We start from the raw sequence: 25,712 nt of genomic DNA, 5'->3' as shown, positions 1-25,712 counted from the left end.
TCTAAAACAAATTTAACATTTATTTACCACTTTAGGGTTATGTAACCACTTTTAGTTAACACTACACTTTGTCTATATATCATTACTCAGACATAGGTAGGTCTAACGGTGGACTATGCAAAAAGGAACTTACTAAGAGGGAACGTTCGTCCATCAATTGCTGAACCCACTCTACCCTGGTTAAAAGATCTTAATAATTTTTTTGATGCGTGTACTCAATGCGGTAAGTGTATTGAACGGTGTGAAACCAATATCATCCAAAGAGGCACCGGAGGGTTTCCTTCTGTCGATTTCTCATTAGGAGAGTGCACATTTTGCTATAACTGCGCGGACATTTGTCCTGAGCCTATATTCAAAACTCGTGATACAGAAGCGTGGAGCTATAAAGCCAATATAAGCAATGATTGCTTAGCAAACCAAAATGTCGAATGTCGGAGCTGCGCCGACACATGTGAAGCCATGGCGATTCAATTCCAACTACAGATTAGTCACGCAGCGATACCTTCAATCGATGTCAATCAATGCAATGGATGTGGGGCATGCGTTGCAAGCTGCCCTACTTCTGCGATTGTCGTAACCGTTTCTGAAAGGGAAGAACCAGAATATGGCGTTTAACAACGAAGTTCATATTTCTAGCTTAGTGGTCTATTCCGTAGCCACAGAAGTCAAACACACCATTGAACAAATAGAACAACTTAATGGTGCGGAAGTATATGGGCATAGCGAAGAAGGCAAAATTGTCGTCGTACTTGAAACAAGTAGCGAAGGTTTTGTAACCGACTTAATCGATGTAATAAACCAGCTACCTAGTGTTATCAATGCCGTACTGGTTTACCACCAAATTGAGCAAATACAAGAAAATAGCAAATATGATGGAACAAATTATTCCCAAGCAAAGGGGGAAGCATGAACTGGACTAGAAGAGCATTTATCAAAGCTAACGCTGCGGCATCAGCAGCAGCTGTTGCAGGTATTACATTGCCTACCTCTGCAACAAATCTTATCGTTAGTGAAGATAAAACAAAAATAACTTGGGACAAAGCACCTTGCCGTTTTTGCGGTACCGGATGCTCTGTTTTGGTTGGCACACAAAACGGAAGAGTTGTCGCCACACAAGGTGACCCTCAAGCTCCTGTCAACAAAGGGCTTAACTGTATCAAGGGTTATTTTCTATCCAAGATTATGTATGGTTCCGATCGCTTGCAACAGCCACTTTTGCGCATGAAAGATGGAAAATATAGCAAAGACGGTGAATTCACCCCTGTTTCTTGGGATACCGCTTTTGACATCATGGCTGAAAAATGGAAAGCGACAATTAAAGACAAAGGGCCAAATGGGCTTGGTATGTTTGGTTCTGGGCAGTGGACAGTTATGGAGGGCTATGCCGCTGTTAAAATGATGAAAGCAGGTTTCCGTTCCAATAACATTGACCCTAATGCTCGTCACTGTATGGCATCTGCCGTTGGTGCCTTTATGCGAGCGTTTGGAATCGATGAGCCGATGGGTTGTTACGACGATTTCGAGCATGCGGATGCATTTGTATTGTGGGGCTCTAATATGGCAGAGATGCACCCTGTCCTCTGGACTCGCCTGACCGATCGCAGACTCAGTCACTCACATGTAAAAGTTAATGTGCTCTCCACTTACTATCACCGTTCTTTTGAACTAGCAGATACAGGATATATTTTTAAGCCTCAAACCGACTTAGCTATAGCCAACTTTATAGCCAATTACATCATCCAAAATGATGCGGTAAATTGGGACTTTGTTAATAAACACACTAACTTTAAGCAAGCGACAACCGATATAGGTTATGGCTTGCGTGATGATGACCCACTGCAAGAAAAAGCGAAACACCCTAATTCAGGCAAAGTCTCCTCCATCACATTTGAAGAATATAAAAAATCTGTTGCTCCTTATACATTGGAAAAAGTCTCTGAGATGTCGGGAGTCGACAAAGACAAGTTGGTTGCGTTAGCCAAGCAATATGCCGATCCAAACATTAAAGTAATGTCGTTGTGGACGATGGGTATGAATCAACATACTCGAGGCGTCTGGATGAATGGCTTAATCTACAACATTCACCTTTTAACAGGCAAAATATCCACCCCAGGCAACAGCCCTTTCTCTCTAACAGGGCAACCTTCAGCATGTGGCACCGCCCGTGAAGTCGGCACTTTTGCACACAGACTGCCTGCGGACATGGTGGTTGCCAATCCCAAACACAGAAAGATAGCAGAAGAAACTTGGAAGCTACCTGAAGGCACTATCCCACCTAAACCCGGAGCTCACGCAGTATTGCAAAATCGCCTTCTAAAAGACGGAAAGATTAACGCCTACTGGGTGCAATGTAATAACAATATGCAAGCGGGTCCAAACCTTAATGATGAAGCACTACCGGGTTACCGAAACCCTGAAAACTTCATCGTCGTTTCGGATGTTTACCCAACTGTCACTGCTCAGGCTGCCGATCTAATCTTGCCAACAGCAATGTGGATTGAAAAAGAAGGAGCATATGGCAACGCGGAACGACGTACACAAGCTTGGTATCAGCAGGTTGAGACTGTGGGCGAAGCAAAATCTGACTCTTGGCAGGTCATGGAGTTTTCTAAACGCTTTAAAATGGAAGAAGTGTGGCCTGAAGAGCTATTAGCCAAAAAACCGGAGTATCGTGGCAAAACGATGTATGACGTTTTATTTAAAAATGGTGTTGTAGATAGATACCCTGCCTCTGAAGCAAAAGAAATGAATGATGATGCTCACCATTTTGGATTTTACGTGCAAAAAGGGTTATTTGAAGAATACGCTTCATTCGGACGTGGGCACGGACACGACTTAGCGCCATACGACACCTATCAACAAGTTAGAGGTCTACGATGGCCAGTGGTCGATGGTAAAGAAACTCGATGGCGCTACAAAGTAGGCTCAGACCCATACGCTAAAAGAGATGGCGGATGGGACTTTTACGGAAAACCAGATGGTAAAGCTTGGATAATATCAGCTCCGTATGAAGCACCACCAGAGTCACCCGACAAAGAATACGACCTGTGGCTATGTACTGGACGAGTACTTGAGCATTGGCACACGGGCACTATGACTCGACGCGTACCAGAGCTCTATAAAGCTGTACCTGACGCGCTCGTTTATATCCACCCAGCAGACGCAAAAGAGAGAGACTTAAGACGCGGTCAAGAGGTCCTTATTTCGAATAAAAGGGGGGAAGTACGCGCTAGGGTTGAAACCCGAGGCCGTAATCGCCCTCCTCAAGGGCTTATTTTCGTTCCATTTTTTGATGCGCGAATACTGGTCAATAAGTTAATTCTCGATGCAACTGATCCGCTATCGAAGCAGACGGACTTTAAAAAGTGCCCTGTAAAAATCACCAAAATTAGTTAACGGATCTCAGCAGCCTAGTCACTAGAGCTAGCAGTGTTTGCCAATTTGGCGGAGAAAACATGATGAAAAAATTAATTGCAGCGCTTTCAATAATCGGGATTACATTAACTGGTAGCGTTATAGCTGAAACAAAATATCCCGGAGGAATTGGCGGAGTAGAATCCTTACGCGGAATCACCATAATCGAAGAGACTCGTCCAGCAGACGAACTCAAACATGTGCCAAAAGATCAAGTTTTTGAAAGCGATTATGTTTATCAACCTCCTTTGATCCCACATAGCATCCGTGGCTACGAAGTGTCACTTAACGCCAACAAGTGCTTGGCATGCCACAGTTGGAAATATGCACAGGAAATGGGGGCAACAAAAATAAGCGTTACGCACTACGTCAACCGAGAGGATGCCGTGTTAGCTGACGTATCCCCAAGACGGTACTTCTGTCTACAGTGTCACGTTACACAAGCAGCAGCCAAACCATTAGTAGAGAACAACTTTGAGAGCGTCGATTCACTTCGTTGATTTCTCTGCGCACAATGAAAGAGGCTAACTATGAGATTACTCAAAACATTTTGGAAGAGACTTACAACGCCCAGTAAAGCTGCCGTCGGCGTCGTTCTCTTCATGGGGTTTATTGGCGGCCTGCTATTTTGGGGCGCATTTAACACAGGTATGGAAGCAACTAACTCTGAAGCATTTTGTGGTGGTTGTCATGCACCTATTGTGGCAGAAATTCAAGAAACGATTCACTACTCTAACCGCTCTGGAGTGAGAGCAATATGCTCAGACTGTCACGTTCCACATAATTGGACAGACAAAATTGTTCGGAAAGTTCAAGCTTCAAAAGAGCTGTATGCTGAGTTTATACTAGATTCAATTGGCACAGAGGAAAAATTCAAAGCTCGACGAGCTCATTTAGCAGAGCGTGAGTGGGCAAGGTTGAAGAAAAACGATTCATTGGAGTGCCGGAACTGCCACCAATTTGAGTACATGGACTTTTCGGAGCAAGGTCCTAGGAGTGCAAAACAGCATTCCACTGCCCTTGCTTCTGGCGAAAAAACGTGCGTTGACTGCCACAAAGGTATCGCCCATAAGCTGCCAGACATGCATGGCATTGAAGGTTGGCAATAAGGAGTATAACTATGAGCACAATGGAATCCGTTATCTGGCACATTTTAGGTTACTCAGCAATGCCAGTCATTATTCTTGGCGGTTTCGCAGCTGTTGCGGCAATTTGTATTTGGATTCTTTCTTTATGGAAAGATAAAGAAGTATGAATTTACCCTAGATGCTATTTATTTTAAGGCTCCTTTTAAGGAGCCTTAATTTTATGAGTACTGAAATATAGAACAACAAAAACACACACTTAACAATAAAGTTAGGCTATTATGAAATGGTTGCGCGTTGGAATATTGAACTAGTACCGCAAATGAAATGAGACCATCAATATGAATAAAAGCTCAATTACGCTGAACTGTGACATGGGTGAAAGCTTTGGCCAATGGAAAATGGGTAACGATGAACAAGTGATGCCCTACATTGACATGACAAACATTGCTTGTGGGTTTCACGCTTCCGATCCACACATTATGAGCAAAACCATTGAATTAGCTATATTACACAATGTTAAAATTGGTGCTCACCCTAGTTACCCAGATCTACAGGGATTTGGCCGACGCTCTATGTCCATCGATCCTATGGAGCTTTCTGAAATATTGATTTATCAGATTGGCGCATTGAAAGCACTATGTGAAAGCAAAAACACATCGCTTAGCTATGTAAAACCGCATGGTGCACTATATAACGATATGATGAAAAACCACCAAACGTTTGAAGCAGTCGTTGACGCTGTATCCTGTTTTGGGGTTCCATTGATGATGATGGCGACTATTGATAACCAAAGATTTCTCGACATTGCGGACAAATACGAAGTACCTCTATTGTTTGAAGCCTTTGCAGATCGGGCATATTTGGGGAATGGTTCTTTAGCTCCTCGAAATCAAGAAGGCGCGGTTTTAAAATATGAAGACGATATATTGGGCCAAGTTCAGCAAATAAGCCAATATGGAAAAGTAACCAGTATCGATGGATTTGTTGTACCCATTGAAGCCGACACCATTTGCGTGCATGGCGATAATGAAGACTCAATTCTACTGATCGAAAAAATCAAACATATACTGGAGAGATAAGTGCAATTTAGCTACGGCATTGAAGCCGTCTCTGAGTGTGCTTTAATAATACGGTTTGAAGAAAGTATTCACGAAGCTCTTTCACAGTTCATAGGAGAGGTGACACGGTCACTATTTATCCATTTAGAACCTTACTTGATGAGTATTACCCCGTCTTTCTGCACCATATTAGTGGAGTATTTTCCACACAGAATCCAATTTGAAAAAATATCTCAACTTATCGATGAAATATTACCGGAGACCACTCAACCGTCGAATATTATCGAGCAACTGATTGAGCTGCCAGTTTATTATGATTTAAGCACTGGGCCAGACTTAACTCTCTACCAAAACAAGGGCATATCTCAACAAGAGGTAATAGCCTTGCATACGAGCCAAACATATTCAGTGGCAGCCATCGGTTTTGCCCCTGGATTCGCATTTTTAACGGGCCTGCCATCCAAACTCAAACTGTTGAGAAAAGAGACGCCTAGAGTAATGGTACCAAAAGGAAGTGTTGCTATTGCAGCAAATCAGACTGGCGTTTATCCAAGTGACTCGCCTGGTGGATGGAATATCATTGGAAACTGTCCTGTTTCCCTTTATAACCCCACTCAACAACCCATGCTTTCATTTTCTATTGGAACAAAGGTTAGATTCCACTCAATCGGAAAGGACGAGTTTTTACAACTGGGTGGCAAAATTAGTAAGGATTGGAATTAATGCAAAGTGACAAGTTTGGTTTGCGAGTAATAAAACCGGGTGCGTTGACCTTAGCTCAAGATATTGGTCGTTATGGTTTTAGTCACATTGGCATCACCCAAGGAGGAGCTATTGATGACTATGCATTCAGTTGGGCCAATCACCTACTTGGCAACTTACCAAATTCAAGTTGTTTAGAAATCACATTAGGACAAGCCGAATTTGAAATATTACAAGACTGTATGCTTGCAATTTGTGGCGCCGACTTAGCCACCACGATAGACAATCAACCGTTACGTAATTGGAGTACTGTTTTCGCACGCAAAGGGCAAGTTTTACGTTTTAAATTACCAAAGAATGGCTTACGAGCTTACCTTGCCGTGAAAGGCGGATTTGATTTCCCTCTGCAACTTAACAGTGCAGCATGCGTAGCAAAAGATCAATTAGGCGGAGTACAGGCAAATGGCCAACCCATTAAGCAAGATGACTTGCTTAAATTTAACTTACATCAGCAAGCTGAGCAAAAACCCGTTCAACTAACCTTCCGTTATACGCCTGACTACAATTTACCATTAACCCTGAGAGTAATTGAAAGCTATCAAGCCAAACAGTTCTCAAAACAATATCTACGAAGTTTTTATGCAACGCAGTTTACCGTAAACAAAAATTCCAACAGGATGGGCTACAGGCTATCTTCAACCGTTGCCAAACCACCTATCGTCGACGCAATACTAAGCGAAGGAATAACACTAGGCGCAATACAACTTCCTCCTGATGGAGAGCCTATAGTACTACTAAACGACCGACAAACCATTGGAGGGTATCCAAAGTTAGGCTGTGTTGCGCGTATGGATCTTCCTCGACTTGCCCAAGCAAAACCGGGACAAACCGTTCGGTTTATTAAAGGTAACTTAAGCAAGCTACAAAGCACATGGTGCCAATGGGCCAATTTTTTTGGTTACTAATTCATCCCTTTACAAGATATCTGATATAAGACTCAAACAAGTTGAATTAGTGTTACGTCAAAGTATTACGTGAATAAAGTTTTATCGTTATTTAATCAAACAAAAACTCTTCTCCTTTAAAGACACTTTTAAGCCCATACGCATAATTACCAGCGCAAGACTATAATTCAGAGAAGTTTGTTCAAGGTCCAGCTTCAGTTTAGCGAAGGCAACTACGTTTTTTAAATTTTCGCTTTGTGTACGAAAAAGCCCTAACGCTTTAACCCACCCGCGTTCATTGCTTTGTTAGAAAGCAACGTTGTTATGACTGAAACTTCATTTGATACACTTGATATACCTCTCTGTATGAGGAGTTTTAGATGATAAGATTGACATTATTCAGAAAGTTCTTTTTTTCTCTACTTTTACTAAGTGCTCTTGTACTGACTGCGATGATGTATCTCGTTAATAGCAGCTTCAAACATGGCCTGCAAAATTACATTAATCAAGGCGAGCTGAATAAAGTCGAACAATTTGCCAATAACCTTTCAAACTACTACTCGATACAAAGCGGATGGAACAAACTAAAAGGGAACACAAAACAATGGCGGCTTTTATTCTTAGAGCTGGGTGAAGCCCCTCCACCTCTACTTAGTGTCATGCATGAATTTAAAAAGCTTAATCCCGAAAATGATCATCGAGTCAAGCCAATTAGTTTTCGAATGAGTTTATTCGACAAATCTGGACATCTCATCATTGGGCCACAGCTAAACTTAGTTAAGCCCAGTAAACCTTTAAAGATAACTCGTATCAAAGTGTTATATGATGGGCAAGTTGTGGGATGGCTATCTGTAGGCCAATATATGACTATCAGTGATGGGCTAGCGAATAGCTTTTACTTACAGCAAGAAAAAAACATTTATTGGATAACCTTTTTTGCCGCAATCTTCTCGTTCGGCGTTTCATTCTTCCTGTTAAGACTATTTTTAAAACCTTTAAAAGAGTTGCAAAGAGGCACTGAGGCATTGATGAATGGAGATTACAGTTACAGAGTCGCCCCAAGCGGAAATGATGAATTAACAGATTTATCTAAACGATTTAATCAGCTAGCCAGTGAACTGAATGACCAGAAAGAATTGAGAGAACAGTGGGTTGCTGACATTTCACACGAGTTAAGAACACCTGTCACTGTTTTACGTGCAGTAATAGAATCAGTCAAGGACGGAATTAGAACACCGACGAAAGCTATTTTTGACTCACTGCATGAGCAAGTCTTGGAGCTCGGCCAGCTAGTGACCGATCTGCACTCTTTATCGCTTTCAGATACAGAGAAATACCAACACACTAAAAAGCCCGTTGACCTTAATAGCATTGTTGAAAAAATATTACCTCGCCACAAAGATAGATTTTCTGAAAAAAATATTCTGTTAGCTTGTGAATCGCCAAAAGACGTCGAGTTTACGCTAGTTGCCGACAGTAAGTCTTTAAGTCAATTGATCACTAATTTATTAGAAAACAGTTTGAGGTATACGGATGAAAATGGAAAAGTGCGTGTAACACTTTCAAAAGATACAGAGAAAATAATATTGGTCGTCGAAGACACAGCTCCCACAGTCCCAGAAGCTTCACTCCCTAAATTATTTGAGCGTTTGTACAGAGTAGATCAATCAAGAAGTCGACTTTACGGCGGAAGTGGTTTGGGGCTATCTATTTGCAAAAACATTGTGAATGCACATCAAGGCGAAATACATGCGAAACGCTCCGAGTTGGGCGGCCTTTGCATTCAAATTGAATTTCCGGTGGATCAATAAGTGTCAAAAAACTATGAATAGTGCTTCCTACTCAGTCTGAGCTAAGCCTACCTGACTTTTCGAATGAATTTTCACGTTAATAATGCCAATCTAGGCGCAGAATTGTTGACATCAAATGACAACAGATTTACATTATCGTCATTCGACGATTATCTATTAAATACAGCTATGAATAACTCATGTATTCCTACTAACAAGCAAAGCTTTTCTGCGACAAACTCTGAGCTTGAGCTAGAACACGACTTAGCAGCAATGGCAAAAGCCATTTCACACCCGGCTAGAATTCGCATCCTTAAAATTTTACTCACCTTAGATAACAATAATGGCTGCCTAAATAGCGATTTAGTGTCCGAGCTTGGACTTGCGCAGTCCACTGTGTCCGAACATTTAAGGATTCTAAAGCAAGCTAACTTAATATCAGCAGAGCCTATTCCACCTAGAATGTGTTACAGAATTAATCGAGACACTCTGAACCTATTTAATATCTTGTTTAATCAAATCTTTATTTAATCATTTAGTACACTAAATTTTTTACTCTCATAAATCGTATTTCGACGATACACGAATAGGACAAGAAAAATGAACAACGAAACTGAAATACCTAAACTTGGCTTTCTGGATCGGTACCTCACCGTTTGGATATTGATCGCTATGGCCATAGGCGTTTTGCTTGGCGTAGCTTTCCCTAATATCGATCAAATCAACCAATCTATGTCCGTTGGTACAACTAACATCCCTTTAGCAATTGGCTTGATTTTGATGATGTACCCCCCACTCGCCAAAGTGAACTATCGATTAATGGGCCAAGTCGCTAGAGATAAAAAAGCCATCACGTTGTCACTTATTATGAACTGGGTGATTGGCCCGATTTTAATGTTCATCTTGGCTATCACATTTTTACACAACCATCCTGAGTACATGACTGGGATAATTCTGATTGGCTTAGCACGCTGCATCGCTATGGTTTTGGTATGGAACGACATAGGAGGTGGGAACAAAGAATATGGCGCTGCGCTCGTTGCCCTGAATAGTCTCTTTCAGATTATCACCTACAGCTTTATGGCGTGGCTATTTGTCACTGTTTTACCGCCGTATTTTGGCTTAAAAGGAATAGATATTAATATTTCCTTTATAGACGTAGCCAAAAGTGTATTGATTTACTTAGGCATACCATTTTTGGCTGGCTTTTTAAGTAGAGAGATATTAGTAAAAATAAAAGGTGAGCATTGGTACAACAATCAATTTATACCAAAGATCTCCCCTATCACCCTCGTTGCTTTGCTAGCAACTATCGTCATCATGTTTAGCTTAAAAGGGGAAATGATCATTGAACTACCAGTAGATGTGCTGAGAATAGCTATCCCGCTAACTATCTACTTCGTGCTTATGTTCTTTGCAAGTTTCTTAGTAGGCAAAAAACTAGCGATACCTTTCGACAAAAACGCATCCATAGCATACACCGCAACCGGCAATAACTTTGAGCTAGCTATTGCGGTTTCAATTGCAGTGTTTGGCATTAATTCCGGACAAGCTTTTGCTGGCGTTATAGGTCCTCTAATTGAAGTTCCAGTATTAATTGCCCTTGTGAACGTATGTACGAGATTAAAAAAGCAATATAAACCAGCGCAAGCCTAAATACTAAGAGCTTAGTGGCTTAACTGAATACCTCAGCTAATTCAACCGGATAGTTTCTTTTCTTCGCTAATTCTATTGCTAAACGCTCTATCTGCTCTTCAGTTTGTGACATTGTCACCGACTGGAGAGATTTGGTGTTTGAAGCTCCCATTACATTCCACTGCTCTATTATTTTCCTTGCCGCCTCTACAGCAGATGAACCTTTGACCACCTCTATACGCGCATAATTTCTACCAGCAAATGAAACATCTGCGGCTCTTAAAGTGACATTGTCACCTGGAATTTGTTGCGCTCCGTATAATGGTTTACTCAAACGCGTTGCTGAAATATAGCTGGGGATAAATTTACTCAAATGGGAAATCGCTTTGTTAGTGCGCTTTTCAACGATGTCATCACACCACCCATACTCAATTTTATCTTGTAGGCGCATAGGTAGGGCAGGCTGAGAAGAGTCTCTATCCGAGGCTGCAAGACCGTCTTCAAACAGGGTAATTTCTTCAGTCATGCCATGAACTTGAAAAACGCCATTAGGGTAAGGAGTCAGCTGAGCCATGCCATTTTTAGTTCCGCGGACACCGTGGAAAATAACTTCAGGCCATTTTTGGTGGCAATCAGGCCATTTCGTAACATATGCAGCTTTAAACTCCACTAAACGATTGCTGGAGTGGTTAACTAGATCGTCCACAATGCCAGTTTGATATCCACACGCATTTACAAGGTAATCCGCGTATAACTCAACAGTTTGACCAGAAAGCTTACGATATTCTAGCTTCCAGCCTTCATTACACTTGGTGACCTTTTTAAGCTCACTATCAAGATAAACTCGGCAATTCGAATAACTTTCTAATGTTATCGATACACTTGCAGCGACCCTAAATAAGCTCCAGCCATATTCTTGCACAGCAATAACGGGATACTTTATGTTATCCAAATCAGCATGTTGAGCGAAAGGAATAACCCATTCATCTGTACACATTGGCTTTGTTGGTTGCTGAGTATTCGCTAGCCTTTGCAAATCCGCTTTTGAATATAAGCGATAGTAGTCTTCAGGTTCGCCCAATACTTTGTTTCTAGGGTCTTGCTTCACTAGCTGCTCATAAGTCTGGGCAACAACATCTAACCGTTCAACAAGAGATTGTGCAGAACCAGTATCTTGCTTTGGCACCGCGATGAGCGTCGGTCTGATATTTAAGGTATATGGGAACAAACGAGCAGTATCAATAGATTGCTTAAGCAATTCTATACATTGCTCAATGGAGATTTCTCTATAGAGATTCCCACCAGCATGCAAATGGCATATTGGTGGACCATCGACCAAACTTGGCCCTTTTTCAAGTAGTACAACATCAGCCCCTAGACCAGCTAAATGCATCACGGCTGTAGATCCTGCTATCCCACCACCAATTACGGCATAGGTAGGTTTTTTTGTTTGAAAACAACTAGACAAATTATCAACTACACACAGTTACAATGCGAACATTGTATTAAAACCCATTAATGAAATAAATCTCATTTTTAATATGGATATAATCGGTTTTTTATATAAATTCAACTCGAAAAAATTAAATATTTTTCTTGACTGGCTATCTAGTCTGTAGCGTTAAACACAGGTTGTGATTAACAACTGTAGCAAAAGCTTTGTTACAACTGGGGTAGCTTTCAACCGATAGTTATCTACAGGGGAAGTTATCCCAAACTTTATCCACTGTTTTTGTGGATAACTGGATAAACTATTCAATAATCACTACAAAGCAAGCCAGTGAGATGGGGATTACTGTAAACTTAGGTATATAGACTATCAAAGAACACTGATAGTGAAATAACGCAAACGTTTAAATGAGATCGCCTGCAAAGTGACTAACTAAAGTTTTAAGTATAGACAACCCACATGCATTAATAGTGCTGTCGGAGGACAATAGAGATTGATCAGTTACAATAAAGTTTGTGCATTTTTAGGCGTGTTAGAACATTAAACTAACACGCTTATGCCCCTTTTTCATTTAACCTTCCCACTTCTCCTATCGCTTAGAAGTAGGAAGTAGACATAGAAATTGTAATGAATACTAGTTTTTAGCGTGAGTTAGAATCCAAGTTTTTCACGATACTTATAACGAGTCCGGCGTTATTTTTTGCGACCAGCTTGAAAAAATTCTGGAAATTAATATGCGCGTGTTGTTCTGCAGAATCAGATATGGATCGAATGATTAAGCATGGCACTTTATTTTTATAACTGACCTGAGCAACAGCAGCCCCTTCCATGTCAACAATATCTCCACCTAGCTTAATAAGCTCTTTTTTCTTAGACTCGTTTGCGACAAACAGATCACCTGTTGCCTCAGTGCCAGATTCATATAATTTCGGTTGGTACAGCTTGTTTCCCATTTTTATGTTCTGAAATAAGTGGCTGTAAGAGACAGCTTGCTTTTGAATAGTTTTAAGTTGCTGAGCGTCCCAATTTTCAGACAAGTCAAAGTAGGGACTAGCCTTCTCAGTACCGATACCAATTTCCGGAAGATTTCCAATAGCGTGTAATTTAAATTGACTACCTAAATAGCCGTAGTCGTATTGAAATGCTCGAGAGACGATAACAACATCACCAATTTTATATTTAGGGTTAAGTCCACCTGCGACCCCTGTAAAAAATATTTTTTGTACATGATATTTGGAAATAAGCATTTGCGCAGTTGCTGCGGCGTTAACTTTGCCCATTCCTGACAAAGTAACATAGACAGTGTTTGGGCCAATTTTCCCCTGTATTACTGTTGGAGTAACCTTATGATAGCCAACAATGCTTGATAGTATTGCAGACTGCTCTTGTGGAAGAGCCGACATGATACCTATTGTTTCTGCTTGACTGAACGTAGAAATCAGTAGAAGAACGGTACTAAGAATGATGTTCTGTTTCATTTGAGCGAACTTAATCTTGGTTTAAAACCGCATCTTAGTACAATAAATAGAGCTTTCCTATACAAAGAATTGCACTCGGAGATATAACTTGCCATAGATATATCCAAGTAGAATACTACTCACTTTATGCATTCAAAATAAATAACATTTGCCCCTTTTCGTGCCAGAAGATTCGACCGACGCGTTAGCTCTGTTCGCTTTTTGCCCTAAAAATCCTAATTCACGTAGACTATACAAGTGCCCTGAATTGGATGTGTAGTAAAGGTAAAGTGGGTTTATTTACTGCTCCAAACTACTGTGACTGGAGAGCTCCAAGAGTTGATGACAAAATGCCACGATACACGTTGGGGTAAAGTGGCATTATAAATCAGCTAGATAGCCTGATAGTTATGACTCATTTAGACTCAACAAAGCGGAGAAGTGCCTAGAATAAGTTATTTAAAGAGATCCAATGGAACTAATTTCCTTAGCGTACGTTTTCGTTCCATTGGACTTCGAGCCCCTTTAAGGCTTACGTCTAGACAACTACACAGAATTACGAACAGTCTCATGGTCTCTATCGCTGATTGTCAATACAATCCTTCATAGTTCTCACAGTACTATCTACTCTCCGACATACTACATTTTGATAGTCGGTTTCATACAAAATATCGTAAAATTCGCCTCCTAATATCTCCTTGATTATCTCTGTATTTTTTTTTCTAGATGAAAAAGTACTAATTTTCCTAATACTGCGAATAAAGTCTAACGACATACCTTGGATATTTTCAAAACTATATTGCTTTGTGGGAGTTACATTCATTTTACTCAACCCCTTTAGAGAAGTCGAAAGATATACATTTTTTGAGGTTAGTATTTGTGGCTTCTTTCCGTCTCTAATTAAAATGACTAAATTTAAAGAGTCATTTAGAATAGTTGCCAATAGGTTTGTATCTACGTCATAACGTTGTTTTCTAATCGTTTCCAGAATCTCTACTATTGACGTTATCTTATTTCTTTTGAAATCAGACTTTCGGTGGAAAATTGCATAGTTACCACTTGAACAGTTTTTTAATAATTTTAAGAACCTTATAAGATCTTCCACATACTTCATTTTCTGATCTAGCAAACGCTTATCTTCGTATTTAGAAACTTGAATAGTTCGGTTAGAAATTGACGACTTGCTAGAATAGATCGATTTCAGGTTTGGTTGAGAAAGACCTACAGATAATCCTGTAAGAGAACTTTTAGAGCCATTATAATCGATAGAAGATAAATTGGCTTTGGCAGGCATATTAACTGGTTCTTCATCGTCAATATTAGGTGGTGGAAGTCCTCGAAAGTTACTACGTGCTATGTTCTCATCTTTGGCAAAAAAACCATCCAAAGTAACACCTCCGGTGTAACTAGAGTATTGCCACTCTATCAATGCGTCTATAAAAGAGTACAAATTGTCACTATTTTTGAAATCAGCTTGACCGAAGTTTGGGTCAAAACATCTGTTGCTATAGGTATCGATAGCGATAGCATGTCCACTGCCTGTCTCTTGGTTATTTAGGCCTTGATTGAATATTCCAAGGATATAAAATCCGTTTTTTTCAGATAGTAGTTTTTTTATCACGCTAAAGTTGTAATTCTCTAGGTCATTAAATTCGGATGATGTGATACCAAAGAACTTAAAGTATTCCTTCAGGGCAGACTTTGGATCTTTGCTTTGATTAATCCTAAGCTGTATTACCTCTTCTCTGGCATCTTTAGTTTTCATCTCCTGCTTAAAGTTCAATCTGTCATTTAAGCTCAATTTAGGTTGCAATATAAGATGAGAGATCCACTTAGCCGATAGAGCGAAACATACCCCACCTACACCAAAGAATTGGTTTGCTAGAAATTTATTTTGGCTCCAGTCATGAGCTTTCCCATGAAACTTTTTTTTTACTACATACTTGAAATCAGATATTTTTGGCATCTAGAAACCTTTTACAAAAATTTTTATTGAAAGTTAGCGATATAATACTGAAACGATAGTTTACGCTGAAGATCGTTATACCTAATATATATATTGGGTTTGGCTTGATAAGATAGAAACACCTTATCCCTACACTACATTTTTTATGAGCAACTAATTGAATAGCTATGCTGGATCAATTTGAGTTAGAAAACATTCTTCTATGTATTTATATAAAGTTCGTTTATTATTTGTTGTGAGTAAAGACATATTTCACCTAAAACATATCTGTCTAAATTAATAATATTTTTATATTATATCTGTGTAAAAGTCTCTATATGGGAATAAGTAATATTTATTTAGGAATAACTGGAATGAAATTATGAAGTGGCACTTCTCCGCTTTGTTGAGTCTAAATGAGTCATGATTATCAGGTTATCTAGCTGATTTATAATGCCACTTTACCCTAACGTGTATCGTGGCATTCTGTTGAATTTACCCAATCAGCTCTTTGAGTTACCCACTCAGTCAATCCAGTCCATCAATCTAGACGAGCAAACACAATCTGTTGTTATCAAGTGTCGCCGTGATAGACGCTATAAAACCGTGAACCCAATCTCGGGTAATGCGTGCACTGTTGATCACTATGTACAAAGACGCATCCGAGATCTCCCTATCTCTGGTTATCCTTGCTGCATCGACATCGAATTAGCACAAGTCCGGACTTCTGATTCGGTTCGTCGACTAGAGCATTGCGACTTTGTCTCTAAAGGTGGCCGATATACTCACCGATTCTGCCAGATGATTAGCGGTCTCTGTCGGCATACCACCCCCGACACCTTGGTATTCGTTGGGAAACGGTCAAGAACATCGACAAACACATGCTGTCTCAGTCGCTACCTTCTCAGGATGTATCTGCGCTCACGCACCTTAAATACATTGGCGTCGACGAGGTGGCGAGAGCAAAGGGGCATGACTACATGACAGTGGTGTATAACATGGAGTCGGGTCAGCTGATTTGGGTTGAGCACGGTAGGACAACACAAGTACTGATGACCTTTTTAGAAAGCTTATCTAAGCGTACCGTACTCGGGATTCAAGCGGTCGCCATGGATATGGGTAAAGCCTACCAGAAAGCCATCAGGGCCTGTTTGCCTAATGCTGATATCGTATTCGACCGTTTTCATGTCATGCAAAACTTCAGCAAAGCCCTCCGTCGCCAACGTATGCACGAGTTCCGAAAAGCCAAGACTCGACATGAGAAAGGATTGATTAAGGGCTCGTTATTCTTGCTGCTGATGAACGCAGACAAACTAGATGAAAAACAATCCGATAAGCTTGATGACTTACTAGAAGTAAACAAAAACTTATGCACGATGTACATGATGAAAGAGCAGCTTCAAGCGTTATGGTCTGCGACATCCTATCAAGACATGAGTGACCGATTAGACACGTGGTGTCAGCTCGCTAGGCGTTCGAAGCTTTTTGTACTCCATGACTTTGCTGACTCGCTCCAAGCACATAAAGAAGGCATCTGTAACTATGCGAAATACGGGCTGACCAGTGCTCGAATCGAAGCAGGTAATGTGTCCATTGGCTTGTTAAGAAAGCGAGCAAGAGGCATCAGGGACACAGAATACTTCAAGTTAAAGATACGGCAAATATCAGTGAAAGAAACGCACTCACTGTTTTATCCAAAAATCAAGCTCACTTAACCGGAGAAGAACCGATATTGTATTGAAAACCGCAACTCGATTCAGTTTTAGAGATACGGTTTGAAACTTAAAAAGGGGCAAGAGCGTTTTATAGACGCTCAATAAAAGAATGTTGAGCGTCTATTTTTCACTATCGTTTTCTACTCAAAACAATTTTCTTAAATGCTTGTTCGTACTGCTTTAGTGGATAGATAAACATGCTAGGGTCTGCTTTTGACCGAATTAGTCCAGCTTTGATGTAAAACTCTTCTTTTCCCTCTACAGACTGAAGAAATAGAGCGTATACACCTACGTCTCGAGACGATAGAAATGCTTGCTTAATCGCTTTACCGAGTAGCCACTTTCCTAAGCCTTGACCACTCATGGATTTATCCACCGCAATCTTGCTCAGTAAGATACAAGAGACTGAACGATAGATCACTTTACGTCGTTCACTGCTCGGTAAGTGTTTTCTATCAAATGAGCTACTGGCTAAAGTAAAATAGCCGACGACTTTAGGTGGAGAGTTTGGCTCGTCTGCATCGAGTAGGCATAGGTAGGGTATGGATACTCTACGTTCAAATTCTTTATGCATGTTCTTGTGGAGAAAAGTATTGAACTCATCCATGCCAAAATCAAACTCAGTGACATCGTATTCGTTGGCAGGATCGAAGCGCTCAATACTTACTTGTTGGTTTTTACCGTCCAAGTGTCCTCCATCGACATATCTATGATTTCTTGCATGAGCTCAGTAGGTTCAGGCGGATTCTCTAACGCGTCCATCACTTCTTCCCACTGATCGGATTCAATCTGAAGCCTTTTATGCTGCTCAATAATTTGCTGAGCCTTATCTGTGGCAGACTCAGAAACAAACTTGCTCACCGTGGTATTCGATAGCAACGCAGCTTCTTCCAAGAGCTCTTTTTCAGTAGGAGAAAGCCGAAACTCAACTCGCTCTTTTTTTAGTGCGACCATATTTAACCATTCATGCTGTTTCCAGTATGAACCTCCATATCGATAAATAGAGACTGACTTGCGTCTCATTAAAAGTACGGTAAATAACCGTACGTAGTTATTTTGAATTAAAATTGCATACACGTCAATAAAGGTACGGTAATTTTCCGTACTTCAAGTATGACATTAGGGTACACTCTAATGTCATAACCAAAAAATGGACAAAAACATACATATGTCATAACCTAAATGACACACCCACTTAGATCATAACTTAAATGTCACCTAGGTAGAGAAATGTACATATTCGGTTATCTAAGAGCTTCAACAACTGAACAAAATGCAAAGCGCGCACAATCCACTTTATTGAAATTTGTTCAAGATAAAGGCCATCGTATAGCTGGATGGTATTATGAGAATGAATCGGGAGCATCTTTACATAGGCCAGAACTAATGCGATTACTTGATGAAGCAGCTCCTGGCGATTCAATTATCGTTGAGCAAATTGATCGACTTTCTCGTCTGGATGATGCTGGATGGCAAAAATTGAAGTTTATGCTCCACGAGAAGGATCTTAAAGTTGTCGCGTTAGATCTTCCAACTAGTCACTTAGCTCTTTCTCCCCATGTTTCCGATGACTTCACACGATCGATGCTCATAGCAGTAAACAGCATGATGATGGATATGCTTGCGGCAATAGCGCGGAAAGACTATGAAGATCGTCGTCGCCGGCAAAATGAAGGTATTAGTAAAGCGAAACAAGAAGGTAAATATAAAGGGAGAAGGCCAGATCTTGATTTACATGAAAAAATTTACCAATTGAGAGTAATAAACGGGTTGAGCATTGCAGACACAGCCAAGCTTACCAATGTCTCAAAAAGAACTGTTGTTCGAGTGGCCAACAATTTTAATCCTGATAGGGATAGAAGGCTTTAAAAAATATCAAAATAATACTTATATAACAGCGTATTACAGAATTCTATGGAACTTTTTCCCTAAATGGGCGCAAAACCCCATCTTGTCGTGCATTTCAGCCGATTTGAAGTAGTCGATTTAATCGCTTAATACGGGTTCGAAAGTTCAGGTTTTCCCGCTACGCTGAGTATATCGTTTACTGACAAGGTGTTTTTCCGACGGAAGTTCGTCATAGGCGTGGTAACCATCCGTGCAGAACACCTTCTTGCAAGTCGAAATTTTGGTCTGGTGTACTGATTCTGGCATAACCGATCAACATACGAGCTCAAATAGTTCAATAAACTGATGAACAAAGTATTGATGTGAACTTTGATTTCATCAACCACAAAATTGAACTCATTTTCGGCCTATGGAGAAGAAAGTCACACTTTCTTTGAGAGTTCAGAAAAACGGACGTTTATCTGAACTATTCAAGCTGTTTTGCAAGCCATTGATATGCTGTAACCAAAGAGTTTGATTAACTGGTTCAAAAAATGAGTTCGCTTTTTCAATGAGTTTTTTAGACTAATTTCAGTCTTAACTAATTTGAGCCGAGCAGGATGAAATCAAGCTCGTTCTTAACCAGAGTGAGCCAAGCTAAATTTATATTCCGAACTAATGTGAGCCAACCTTCACGGATAAAATCAAGCCGAGACGATTATGAAAAAGAGCAAGCAGTGTTTTTCTGCATTACGGCAATAGTGTAGGCTAGTGCCCGATACTTTGCAGAGACAATTCATTCGAATAGTGAGCTATTGATTGTTACACCCCACCTAACTTAGGGATATTGGCCACTGAATCAACTTTGTAGTATTTCAGTGGCTTCCTATCAAACAGTTTGCCCTAGAAATAATAATTCGACTATTTAGGAAATAATTGTAATTCCTGAGAAGCTTTTGTCCATAACCTTCTTAGAAAACACGGTAATGACAATGGCAATTTCTCGTGTGTGATCACCGAGCGATTCTGTCGCACTTCACGATGATAAAAAGCTTCAATGTAATTCTTAAATAAAATGGGCCCAAGCTTCTTGTTCTTGAGCCCATTCTTACAAAGCGTGGGGCCAAATGCACTGTTCGTGGGTCGAACCTTAGATTAATTCTTATTTATTGTCGGCCCAAAACTTGGATGTAATCGGGTCCAAATGCTTTTGTTTGCGGACCGCTACAAATACCAATGCGCTCATACATATAAGGCCCACAAACAGCGGGCCTCTTTTTAATTACGGTATTGCTGTGCGTTATTTTTGAATAACCCCAAGAATCAATGCTTCTTCTTGAGGGTTAACATCAATGGTTGTAAGCGTAGCGTCACCGTTGATGGAAAGTTTATCCTTGCTGAATTCGAATGATTCACTATCCGCATACTTTCCAGATACGAAATATTCTTCTCCGGACACAGTATATTGTCTTGCTGTTAGATCAAGTTGCAAAGTGTAGCCGCTAACCAAATTGAGTCGAAAGTTCATCACAGATCCTTGTGTTGATATACATATAGTAGTTATGAAACCACTATACTAAGACGCAATCCGACTGCAAGCTTATTTGAGATCGAATACTGTATAAATTGTAAGAAATATTACATTCTCCGCTTGATGAGCAAACCTTACTTACGAATGGGCTTCAACATCCGCTTGATGAGACCATTAACCACTAGCATCAAAGTGAATAAAGTTAAAATCGGTAACACCAGCCATAGCTTATAATGCAGTGACGTTGTCACCTCAAAGCCGAATTTCATGATTCCTTTTACCACGAGCTCTGCAGCTAGCGTTGCAATAAAACCAGAAACAAGTGCCATTAAGCCAAATTCTGCCCAGAGCGTTCTCACTACTCTATTCTTGCTCGCGCCAAGTGTACGATAAAGTTGGATCTCTTGTTGACGCATTTCCACGCTAAGTTTTAATAAGGTGAAAATGAGTAGAAGCCCAGCGATAACACCAAGCGCTGCCAAACCAGAAATCGCCAAAATGATTTGTGTCAGCAAGTCGCGAATTTTTTCCCCCATTAATCTGATATCCATTAAGCTAACGGTTGGATAATCGCGGGACAAATCCCGAATTAGTGGATTATGAGAATCATCAAGCCTAAAGCTCACCAGCCAAGACATTGGAATATCTTTAAGTACATCTGGAGTAAATATAAAATAAAAGTTTGGCTTCATATCTCTCCATTCAACTTCTCGAATGCTGTTTATCTTGGCATTAAAGTTCTGCCCGCTAATCGAAAAGGTTAACGTATCGCCTATTTTTAGTCCTAGTGCTTCGGCCACTTCTGATTCAACCGATACACCATTATCTTTAGTCCAACTCCCAGCTAGCAGCTTATTATAAGACGGTAATTGCTTCGCCCAAGTAAAGTTCAACTCGCGACGTAACGCATCCGTATCTTCTTTGCCGTGAGTGATCTCTTTGGCATCCACCCCATTAATTTGGGTTAATCTTCCACGTATAATAGGAAATGCTTCAGAACGCTCGACGTTTTCAGTATCCAAAACGCCAAGATATGCATCTTTCTCGTAAGGTGCGATGTTAAAGGCGAAAGCGTTCGGTGCATTTTCTGGAAGCACTCGGTTCCAATCTGAAAGTAAATCAGTACGAACTAACCATATAATTCCTAGCATCATCAGCGAGACAGCTAAAGCGCCGAATTGTATTCCACTCGTTAACTTTGAGCGATTAATACGACTGACTGCTAACTTGAATGCTATGGATAACGGTAACTTTGTGATGGCTTTAGTTAGCAGCAAACTCAGTACGGCTAAAATAGCGAATAGCGCAACAATCCCACCAAACACTAACCAAACCAATATATTGCTGTGGTAAGCAATAAGCATAGGCACCACAGGTACCGCTATAAGAACGACATTTAGTAACTTATAATTGGTTTTGTGCTGCGGTTGAATAACTTCAAGTGCACTCACGTTGAGTAACCGATTTAGAGGAATACCTAGTGCGGGAACCGCTATAAGTACGCTCGTGGAGATAGCGACTAACGCTGGTTTAATACCATAGCCTGGTAATGGCTTAGGCAACATATCTGATATCGGTATACGCAGTAAATACTCGATAAGAATCCCAAAAGAAACCCCGAGTACGATCGCCACAACCAGTAAAATGAAGACTTGAGTCGAAAGCCACATCGCCACCCATTTTTTGCTCGCTCCGAGGCTCTTTAACATCGCTATAGTTTTAAGCCTAGATGCAACGTAGTGTTGGCAGGTTAGGACTAAGGTCGTTGCAGCCATAATAACAACAATGGCAACAGTCAAAGAAAGGTATTGTTCTGTTCGTTGAAAGATTTCATTGGTCCGGCTACGACTACTTGTGTCTCGCCAGCGATCACTTGGCCCCAATTGCACAGATTGGCGTAAGCTTTCTAATTGCGAATCGCTACCCGTTAAAAACAGGCTATATCTTACCCTACTTCCTGTTTGTATCGCTCCCGTTGAGTCGACATCACTAAGATGGATGAGTACAGTAGGCATTTGCTGAAAAGGATTAAAGCTTAATCCTGGTTCATCAACAATCTTCCCCGATAATATAAAATCGGCATCACCGATTGAGATAGTATCACCGGGTTTCACCTTTAATTGTTCTATTAACCTCTCTTCCATCCATAATTGATTTTGATTCACATGGACTTGCTGATTCTTCCCATCCGTTAACAATAGCTTTCCCATTAATGGGTATTTAGAGTCGACAGCTTTAACAGTCACTAACTGCATTTGCTCATCGCTAAACGCCATCGTATTAAACCGAGTCATTTTTGAACTTGATAAACCATTGGTGGATACAGAGTTCAGTAACTGATCAGTTAACGGATTTGCCGAAAGAAATATGCTATCTGCAGAGAGTGCCTCTTTTCCTTTTTTAACGACTACCTGCTCTAGTCTTTCTGCCAAAGCCGTCAACGCAAAAATGGACGCAATAATTAAGATAAGTGATACGGATATTGGCCAAAGTTGGCCATGTATAATCTCCTTCCAACTCCAAGCAATCATCCGGTTCATACTACTTTGACGTTTAGCACTCTCCATCAGCGTGTCTCCAACTGGCCAGCACTCATGTGAAAGACTCGATCACATCGGTTAGCTAGCTCTAAGTCATGAGTTACCATCACCAAAGTAGTATCGTGTTGTTTGTTTAAGTCAAAAAACTGATCGATAACTTTTTGAGCAGTTTGCTGATCCAAATTACCTGTAGGCTCATCGGCAAATAATACTTTGGGTTCAATCATAAAGGCTCTAGCCAAGGCTACCCGTTGCTGCTCTCCTCCTGATAGCTGAGACGGCAAGTGCTCTAGCCGATGTGACAAACCGACGGATGACAATAACTCCTTTGCTCGTGTTACGTTTTCTTTCTCTCCTTTTAGTAAGCAAGGTAAAGTCACGTTTTCAAGAGCAGTTAGGCTAGGAATCAACATAAAGCTTTGAAATACAAAACCAACTGAATGACTGCGTATATATGCTCTCGCCTCCTCGTCAAGCAACGATAGGTTTTTACCCAACAAGAAGACTTCTCCACTAGTCGGCGTATCAAGGCCTGCTAACAAAGTCATCAAAGTGGACTTTCCTGCACCAGAAGCACCTACGATGGCCACGCTTTCACCTTTACCTATCTCTAAATTTACACCTTGTAAGATTGTTAATTCTTCTCGACTGGTAGACACTATTTTGGACAGTGATTTTGCCTGAATAATGGATGTTTGCATGATTCGACTACTTTCCTTTGTACTAATTGTCATCTTCTCAAGCTACGCAAATAGCTCCACACTACTTATATTAGGAGATAGCTTGAGCGCGGGTTACCAAATGCCGATAGAAAAAGCGTGGCCTAGTCTTTTAGGTCAATCCTTAAAAGAAAAAGGAAAAAATATCACGGTTATTAACGCCAGCATATCAGGTGATACATCCGGCAATGGCTTAATGCGCTTACCTTCTTTGTTGAAAGAACACAAACCCGACGTGGTCCTTATTGAACTCGGAGCAAACGATGGCTTGCGCGGCTTTCCCATCAAAGTATTGCAATCTAATTTAACAACTATTATACGGAAGATCCGAGAAGAAGGTTCAAAACCAATATTAATGCAGATTCGCATTCTTCCTAATTATGGAAAACGATATACGCAAACATTTTCAAATACTTACCCAGAAGTAGCGAAAGATTTAAACGTACCTTTAATTCCATTTTTTTTGGAACAAGTTGTAACAAAACCAGACTGGATGATGAATGATGGCTTACACCCGACTGCGCAAGCTCAGCCATGGATCGCTGACTTTGTTGCAGAACAGATCAACGGATATCTGTAATTTTAATGCCGTAGCTCAATAAATGAGTCCTATTGATACGCTACTGTGTAACATCACGGTAACTAAAGGTACTAGATATGATCGTTGAACCAGTGATTAATGGTGTCGTCGCCAAAACTGCGCATCCTATCGGCTGTGAAAAGTCCCTGGCGGATCAGATACAATTTGTAAAGTCGCAACCAATCATTCCTCGAGCCCCTAAAAGAGTCCTCATTTTAGGTTCGTCCTCAGGATTTGGATTAAGCTCTCGCATAGCACTCACTTTCTCTGGCCAAGCAGACACTATTGGCGTCTCGTTCGAAAGAGGACCATCTGAAGGGAAAACTGGCTCTGCAGGATGGTACAACAATGCTGCCTTTAAAAAATATGCAGAACAAGATGGCAGAGTCGCAATTAATATACAAGGTGATGCATTTTCTCAAGAAGTAAGAGAGCAAGTCGTTGAAGCTATCGAAACGTATTTTGAAGGCGAAGTCGATCTTGTTATTTATAGCTTAGCGAGTGGTGTTCGTCCAAAACCAAATGATGAGGGCATGTGGCGATCAGCAATTAAACCAATTAACGGCCCTTACCGCGCGAACTCAATATCGTTTGAAAATAACGATTGGCATTCAGAAACTCTGCAGCCCGCCTCCAGCAATGAAATTGAAGATACTATCAAGATCATGGGTGGTGAAGATTGGGAAAGCTGGATTGATACTCTCATTAATTCCGAATCTATTGCAGAAGGCTTTCAAACTGTCGCGTTCTCTTATATTGGCCCTAAATCGACACACCCAATTTATCTAGATGGTACTTTAGGTAGAGCGAAAATCGACCTCCAGCAGACTAGCCACGCTCTCAACCTCAAACTCGCTAACTTTTCTGGTCACGCCTACACCACTGTTTGTAAAGCACTTGTGACCAAAGCAAGTGTGTTTATCCCTGGATTAACACCATACTTAGCAGCTCTGTACAGAGTCATGAAGGAAGAGGGAAACCACGAAGGTTGTATACAACAAATGTATCGCTTGTTTGCTACGAAACTCTATTCGGGAAGCCAGAAAGTTCCCGTTGATGCAGAAAGGTTAATAAGAATTGATGATTGGGAAATGCTGCCAAGCATTCAAGCAAAAGTTGACAACTTGTTAGCCAAAATAAACCAACATAACTTCACCGAGATCGCGGATTACGTCGGAGTGAAAAGTGATTTTATGCAACTAAATGGCTTTGGTCATGAAGGAATCGACTACACTAAAGACGTTGACATAAACGTATAAGAAAGTCAGGAATTTCCTTTACTCTGGGGCAGCTGATTTTTATAATCGCTGCCCTATT

23 protein-coding genes and 1 pseudogene are annotated in these 25,712 nt (G+C 40.7%); 16 read left to right on the top strand and 8 right to left on the bottom strand.

The window, feature by feature from the left end:
- Positions 1 to 108: 108 nt before the first annotated feature.
- The 12 genes from napF (at position 109) to arsB (ending at position 10,652) form a co-directional block, all read left to right on the top strand.
- Entirely contained in the window at positions 109 to 615 is a 507-nt protein-coding gene (gene napF / locus ACM2FC_RS09985; RefSeq protein WP_498480760.1) for a ferredoxin-type protein NapF, read from the top strand.
- On the top strand, positions 605 to 910 hold the full coding sequence (locus ACM2FC_RS09980; protein WP_498480759.1) for a chaperone NapD: 306 nt from the start codon (positions 605 to 607) through the stop codon (positions 908 to 910). The genes napF and ACM2FC_RS09980 overlap by 11 nt, the downstream gene beginning before the upstream one ends.
- The gene (gene napA, locus ACM2FC_RS09975) at positions 907 to 3,396 is read left to right on the top strand and encodes a periplasmic nitrate reductase subunit alpha (RefSeq protein ID WP_498480758.1); all 2,490 of its coding nucleotides are present in this window, start codon (positions 907 to 909) and stop codon (positions 3,394 to 3,396) included. Before ACM2FC_RS09980 ends, napA begins: the two co-directional genes overlap by 4 nt.
- A gap of 62 nt (positions 3,397 to 3,458) precedes the next feature.
- On the top strand, positions 3,459 to 3,914 hold the full coding sequence (locus ACM2FC_RS09970; protein WP_498480794.1) for a nitrate reductase cytochrome c-type subunit: 456 nt from the start codon (positions 3,459 to 3,461) through the stop codon (positions 3,912 to 3,914).
- Between the two features lie 30 nt (positions 3,915 to 3,944).
- Entirely contained in the window at positions 3,945 to 4,523 is a 579-nt protein-coding gene (locus ACM2FC_RS09965) for a NapC/NirT family cytochrome c (RefSeq protein ID WP_498480757.1), read from the top strand.
- An 11-nt stretch (positions 4,524 to 4,534) separates the two neighbouring features.
- Positions 4,535 to 4,669 carry a TIGR02808 family protein gene (locus ACM2FC_RS09960; protein ID WP_498480756.1) on the top strand — a complete coding sequence of 45 codons (135 nt, stop codon included), beginning with the start codon at positions 4,535 to 4,537 and terminating at the stop codon, positions 4,667 to 4,669.
- Positions 4,670 to 4,840: 171 nt separating this feature from the next.
- Positions 4,841 to 5,581 (top strand): 5-oxoprolinase subunit PxpA, encoded by a 741-nt coding sequence (locus ACM2FC_RS09955; protein ID WP_498480755.1) that lies wholly within the window; start codon positions 4,841 to 4,843, stop codon positions 5,579 to 5,581.
- Complete coding sequence (locus ACM2FC_RS09950) at positions 5,582 to 6,283, top strand: 5-oxoprolinase subunit B family protein (RefSeq protein WP_498480754.1); 702 nt, start codon at positions 5,582 to 5,584, stop codon at positions 6,281 to 6,283. It begins immediately after the preceding gene.
- The gene (locus tag ACM2FC_RS09945; protein ID WP_498480753.1) at positions 6,283 to 7,227 is read left to right on the top strand and encodes a 5-oxoprolinase subunit C family protein; all 945 of its coding nucleotides are present in this window, start codon (positions 6,283 to 6,285) and stop codon (positions 7,225 to 7,227) included. Before ACM2FC_RS09950 ends, ACM2FC_RS09945 begins: the two co-directional genes overlap by 1 nt.
- A gap of 359 nt (positions 7,228 to 7,586) precedes the next feature.
- Positions 7,587 to 9,017 carry an ATP-binding protein gene (locus ACM2FC_RS09940; RefSeq protein ID WP_498480752.1) on the top strand — a complete coding sequence of 477 codons (1,431 nt, stop codon included), beginning with the start codon at positions 7,587 to 7,589 and terminating at the stop codon, positions 9,015 to 9,017.
- A 168-nt stretch (positions 9,018 to 9,185) separates the two neighbouring features.
- On the top strand, positions 9,186 to 9,527 hold the full coding sequence (locus ACM2FC_RS09935) for an ArsR/SmtB family transcription factor (protein ID WP_498480793.1): 342 nt from the start codon (positions 9,186 to 9,188) through the stop codon (positions 9,525 to 9,527).
- Positions 9,528 to 9,596: 69 nt separating this feature from the next.
- Entirely contained in the window at positions 9,597 to 10,652 is a 1,056-nt protein-coding gene (gene arsB, locus ACM2FC_RS09930; protein WP_498480751.1) for an ACR3 family arsenite efflux transporter, read from the top strand.
- A 19-nt stretch (positions 10,653 to 10,671) separates the two neighbouring features.
- Here arsB and ACM2FC_RS09925 read toward each other — a convergent pair whose 3' ends face one another.
- From ACM2FC_RS09925 to ACM2FC_RS09915, 3 genes are all read right to left on the bottom strand, one after another.
- Positions 10,672 to 12,024 (bottom strand): FAD-dependent oxidoreductase, encoded by a 1,353-nt coding sequence (locus ACM2FC_RS09925; protein WP_498480792.1) that lies wholly within the window; start codon positions 12,022 to 12,024, stop codon positions 10,672 to 10,674.
- A gap of 698 nt (positions 12,025 to 12,722) precedes the next feature.
- Positions 12,723 to 13,559, bottom strand: coding sequence for a 5'-methylthioadenosine/adenosylhomocysteine nucleosidase (locus ACM2FC_RS09920; RefSeq protein ID WP_498480750.1), 837 nt, complete (start codon positions 13,557 to 13,559; stop codon positions 12,723 to 12,725).
- 556 nt (positions 13,560 to 14,115) lie between these two features.
- The gene (locus ACM2FC_RS09915; protein ID WP_498480749.1) at positions 14,116 to 15,504 is read right to left on the bottom strand and encodes a YopT-type cysteine protease domain-containing protein; all 1,389 of its coding nucleotides are present in this window, start codon (positions 15,502 to 15,504) and stop codon (positions 14,116 to 14,118) included.
- A gap of 432 nt (positions 15,505 to 15,936) precedes the next feature.
- Here ACM2FC_RS09915 and ACM2FC_RS09910 point away from each other — a divergent pair.
- A pseudogene (locus ACM2FC_RS09910) lies at positions 15,937 to 17,198 on the top strand (ISL3 family transposase).
- Positions 17,199 to 17,328: 130 nt separating this feature from the next.
- Here ACM2FC_RS09910 and ACM2FC_RS09905 read toward each other — a convergent pair.
- Entirely contained in the window at positions 17,329 to 17,886 is a 558-nt protein-coding gene (locus tag ACM2FC_RS09905) for a GNAT family N-acetyltransferase (protein WP_498480748.1), read from the bottom strand.
- Positions 17,862 to 18,221 (bottom strand): type II toxin-antitoxin system TacA family antitoxin, encoded by a 360-nt coding sequence (locus ACM2FC_RS09900; RefSeq protein WP_498480747.1) that lies wholly within the window; start codon positions 18,219 to 18,221, stop codon positions 17,862 to 17,864. The genes ACM2FC_RS09905 and ACM2FC_RS09900 overlap by 25 nt, the downstream gene beginning before the upstream one ends.
- 207 nt (positions 18,222 to 18,428) lie before the next feature.
- On the opposite strand from ACM2FC_RS09900, the gene ACM2FC_RS09895 reads away from it, so the two are divergent.
- Positions 18,429 to 19,067 carry a recombinase family protein gene (locus ACM2FC_RS09895; RefSeq protein WP_498480746.1) on the top strand — a complete coding sequence of 213 codons (639 nt, stop codon included), beginning with the start codon at positions 18,429 to 18,431 and terminating at the stop codon, positions 19,065 to 19,067.
- A 1,258-nt stretch (positions 19,068 to 20,325) separates the two neighbouring features.
- Here ACM2FC_RS09895 and ACM2FC_RS09890 read toward each other — a convergent pair.
- The 3 genes from ACM2FC_RS09890 to ACM2FC_RS09880 all read right to left on the bottom strand — a co-directional run bounded on the left by ACM2FC_RS09890 (position 20,326) and on the right by ACM2FC_RS09880 (position 23,797).
- On the bottom strand, positions 20,326 to 20,553 hold the full coding sequence (locus ACM2FC_RS09890; RefSeq protein WP_498480745.1) for a hypothetical protein: 228 nt from the start codon (positions 20,551 to 20,553) through the stop codon (positions 20,326 to 20,328).
- A 137-nt stretch (positions 20,554 to 20,690) separates the two neighbouring features.
- Entirely contained in the window at positions 20,691 to 23,123 is a 2,433-nt protein-coding gene (locus ACM2FC_RS09885; protein ID WP_498480744.1) for an ABC transporter permease, read from the bottom strand.
- Positions 23,123 to 23,797, bottom strand: a complete 675-nt coding sequence (locus tag ACM2FC_RS09880) for an ABC transporter ATP-binding protein (RefSeq protein ID WP_498480743.1) — start codon at positions 23,795 to 23,797, stop codon at positions 23,123 to 23,125. Before ACM2FC_RS09880 ends, ACM2FC_RS09885 begins: the two co-directional genes overlap by 1 nt.
- On the opposite strand from ACM2FC_RS09880, the gene tesA reads away from it, so the two are divergent.
- Together tesA and fabV are read left to right on the top strand one after the other, a co-directional pair.
- Positions 23,796 to 24,395 carry a multifunctional acyl-CoA thioesterase I/protease I/lysophospholipase L1 gene (tesA, locus tag ACM2FC_RS09875; RefSeq protein WP_498480742.1) on the top strand — a complete coding sequence of 200 codons (600 nt, stop codon included), beginning with the start codon at positions 23,796 to 23,798 and terminating at the stop codon, positions 24,393 to 24,395. The genes ACM2FC_RS09880 and tesA overlap by 2 nt on opposite strands.
- 77 nt (positions 24,396 to 24,472) lie before the next feature.
- Positions 24,473 to 25,654, top strand: a complete 1,182-nt coding sequence (fabV, locus tag ACM2FC_RS09870; RefSeq protein ID WP_498480741.1) for an enoyl-ACP reductase FabV — start codon at positions 24,473 to 24,475, stop codon at positions 25,652 to 25,654.
- Positions 25,655 to 25,712: the final 58 nt, after the last annotated feature.

Source organism: Vibrio sp. A37 (assembly GCF_059777565.1).
The sequence above is the reverse complement of the archived record's forward strand: the minus strand, read 5'-3'. Positions and strand labels throughout refer to the sequence as shown.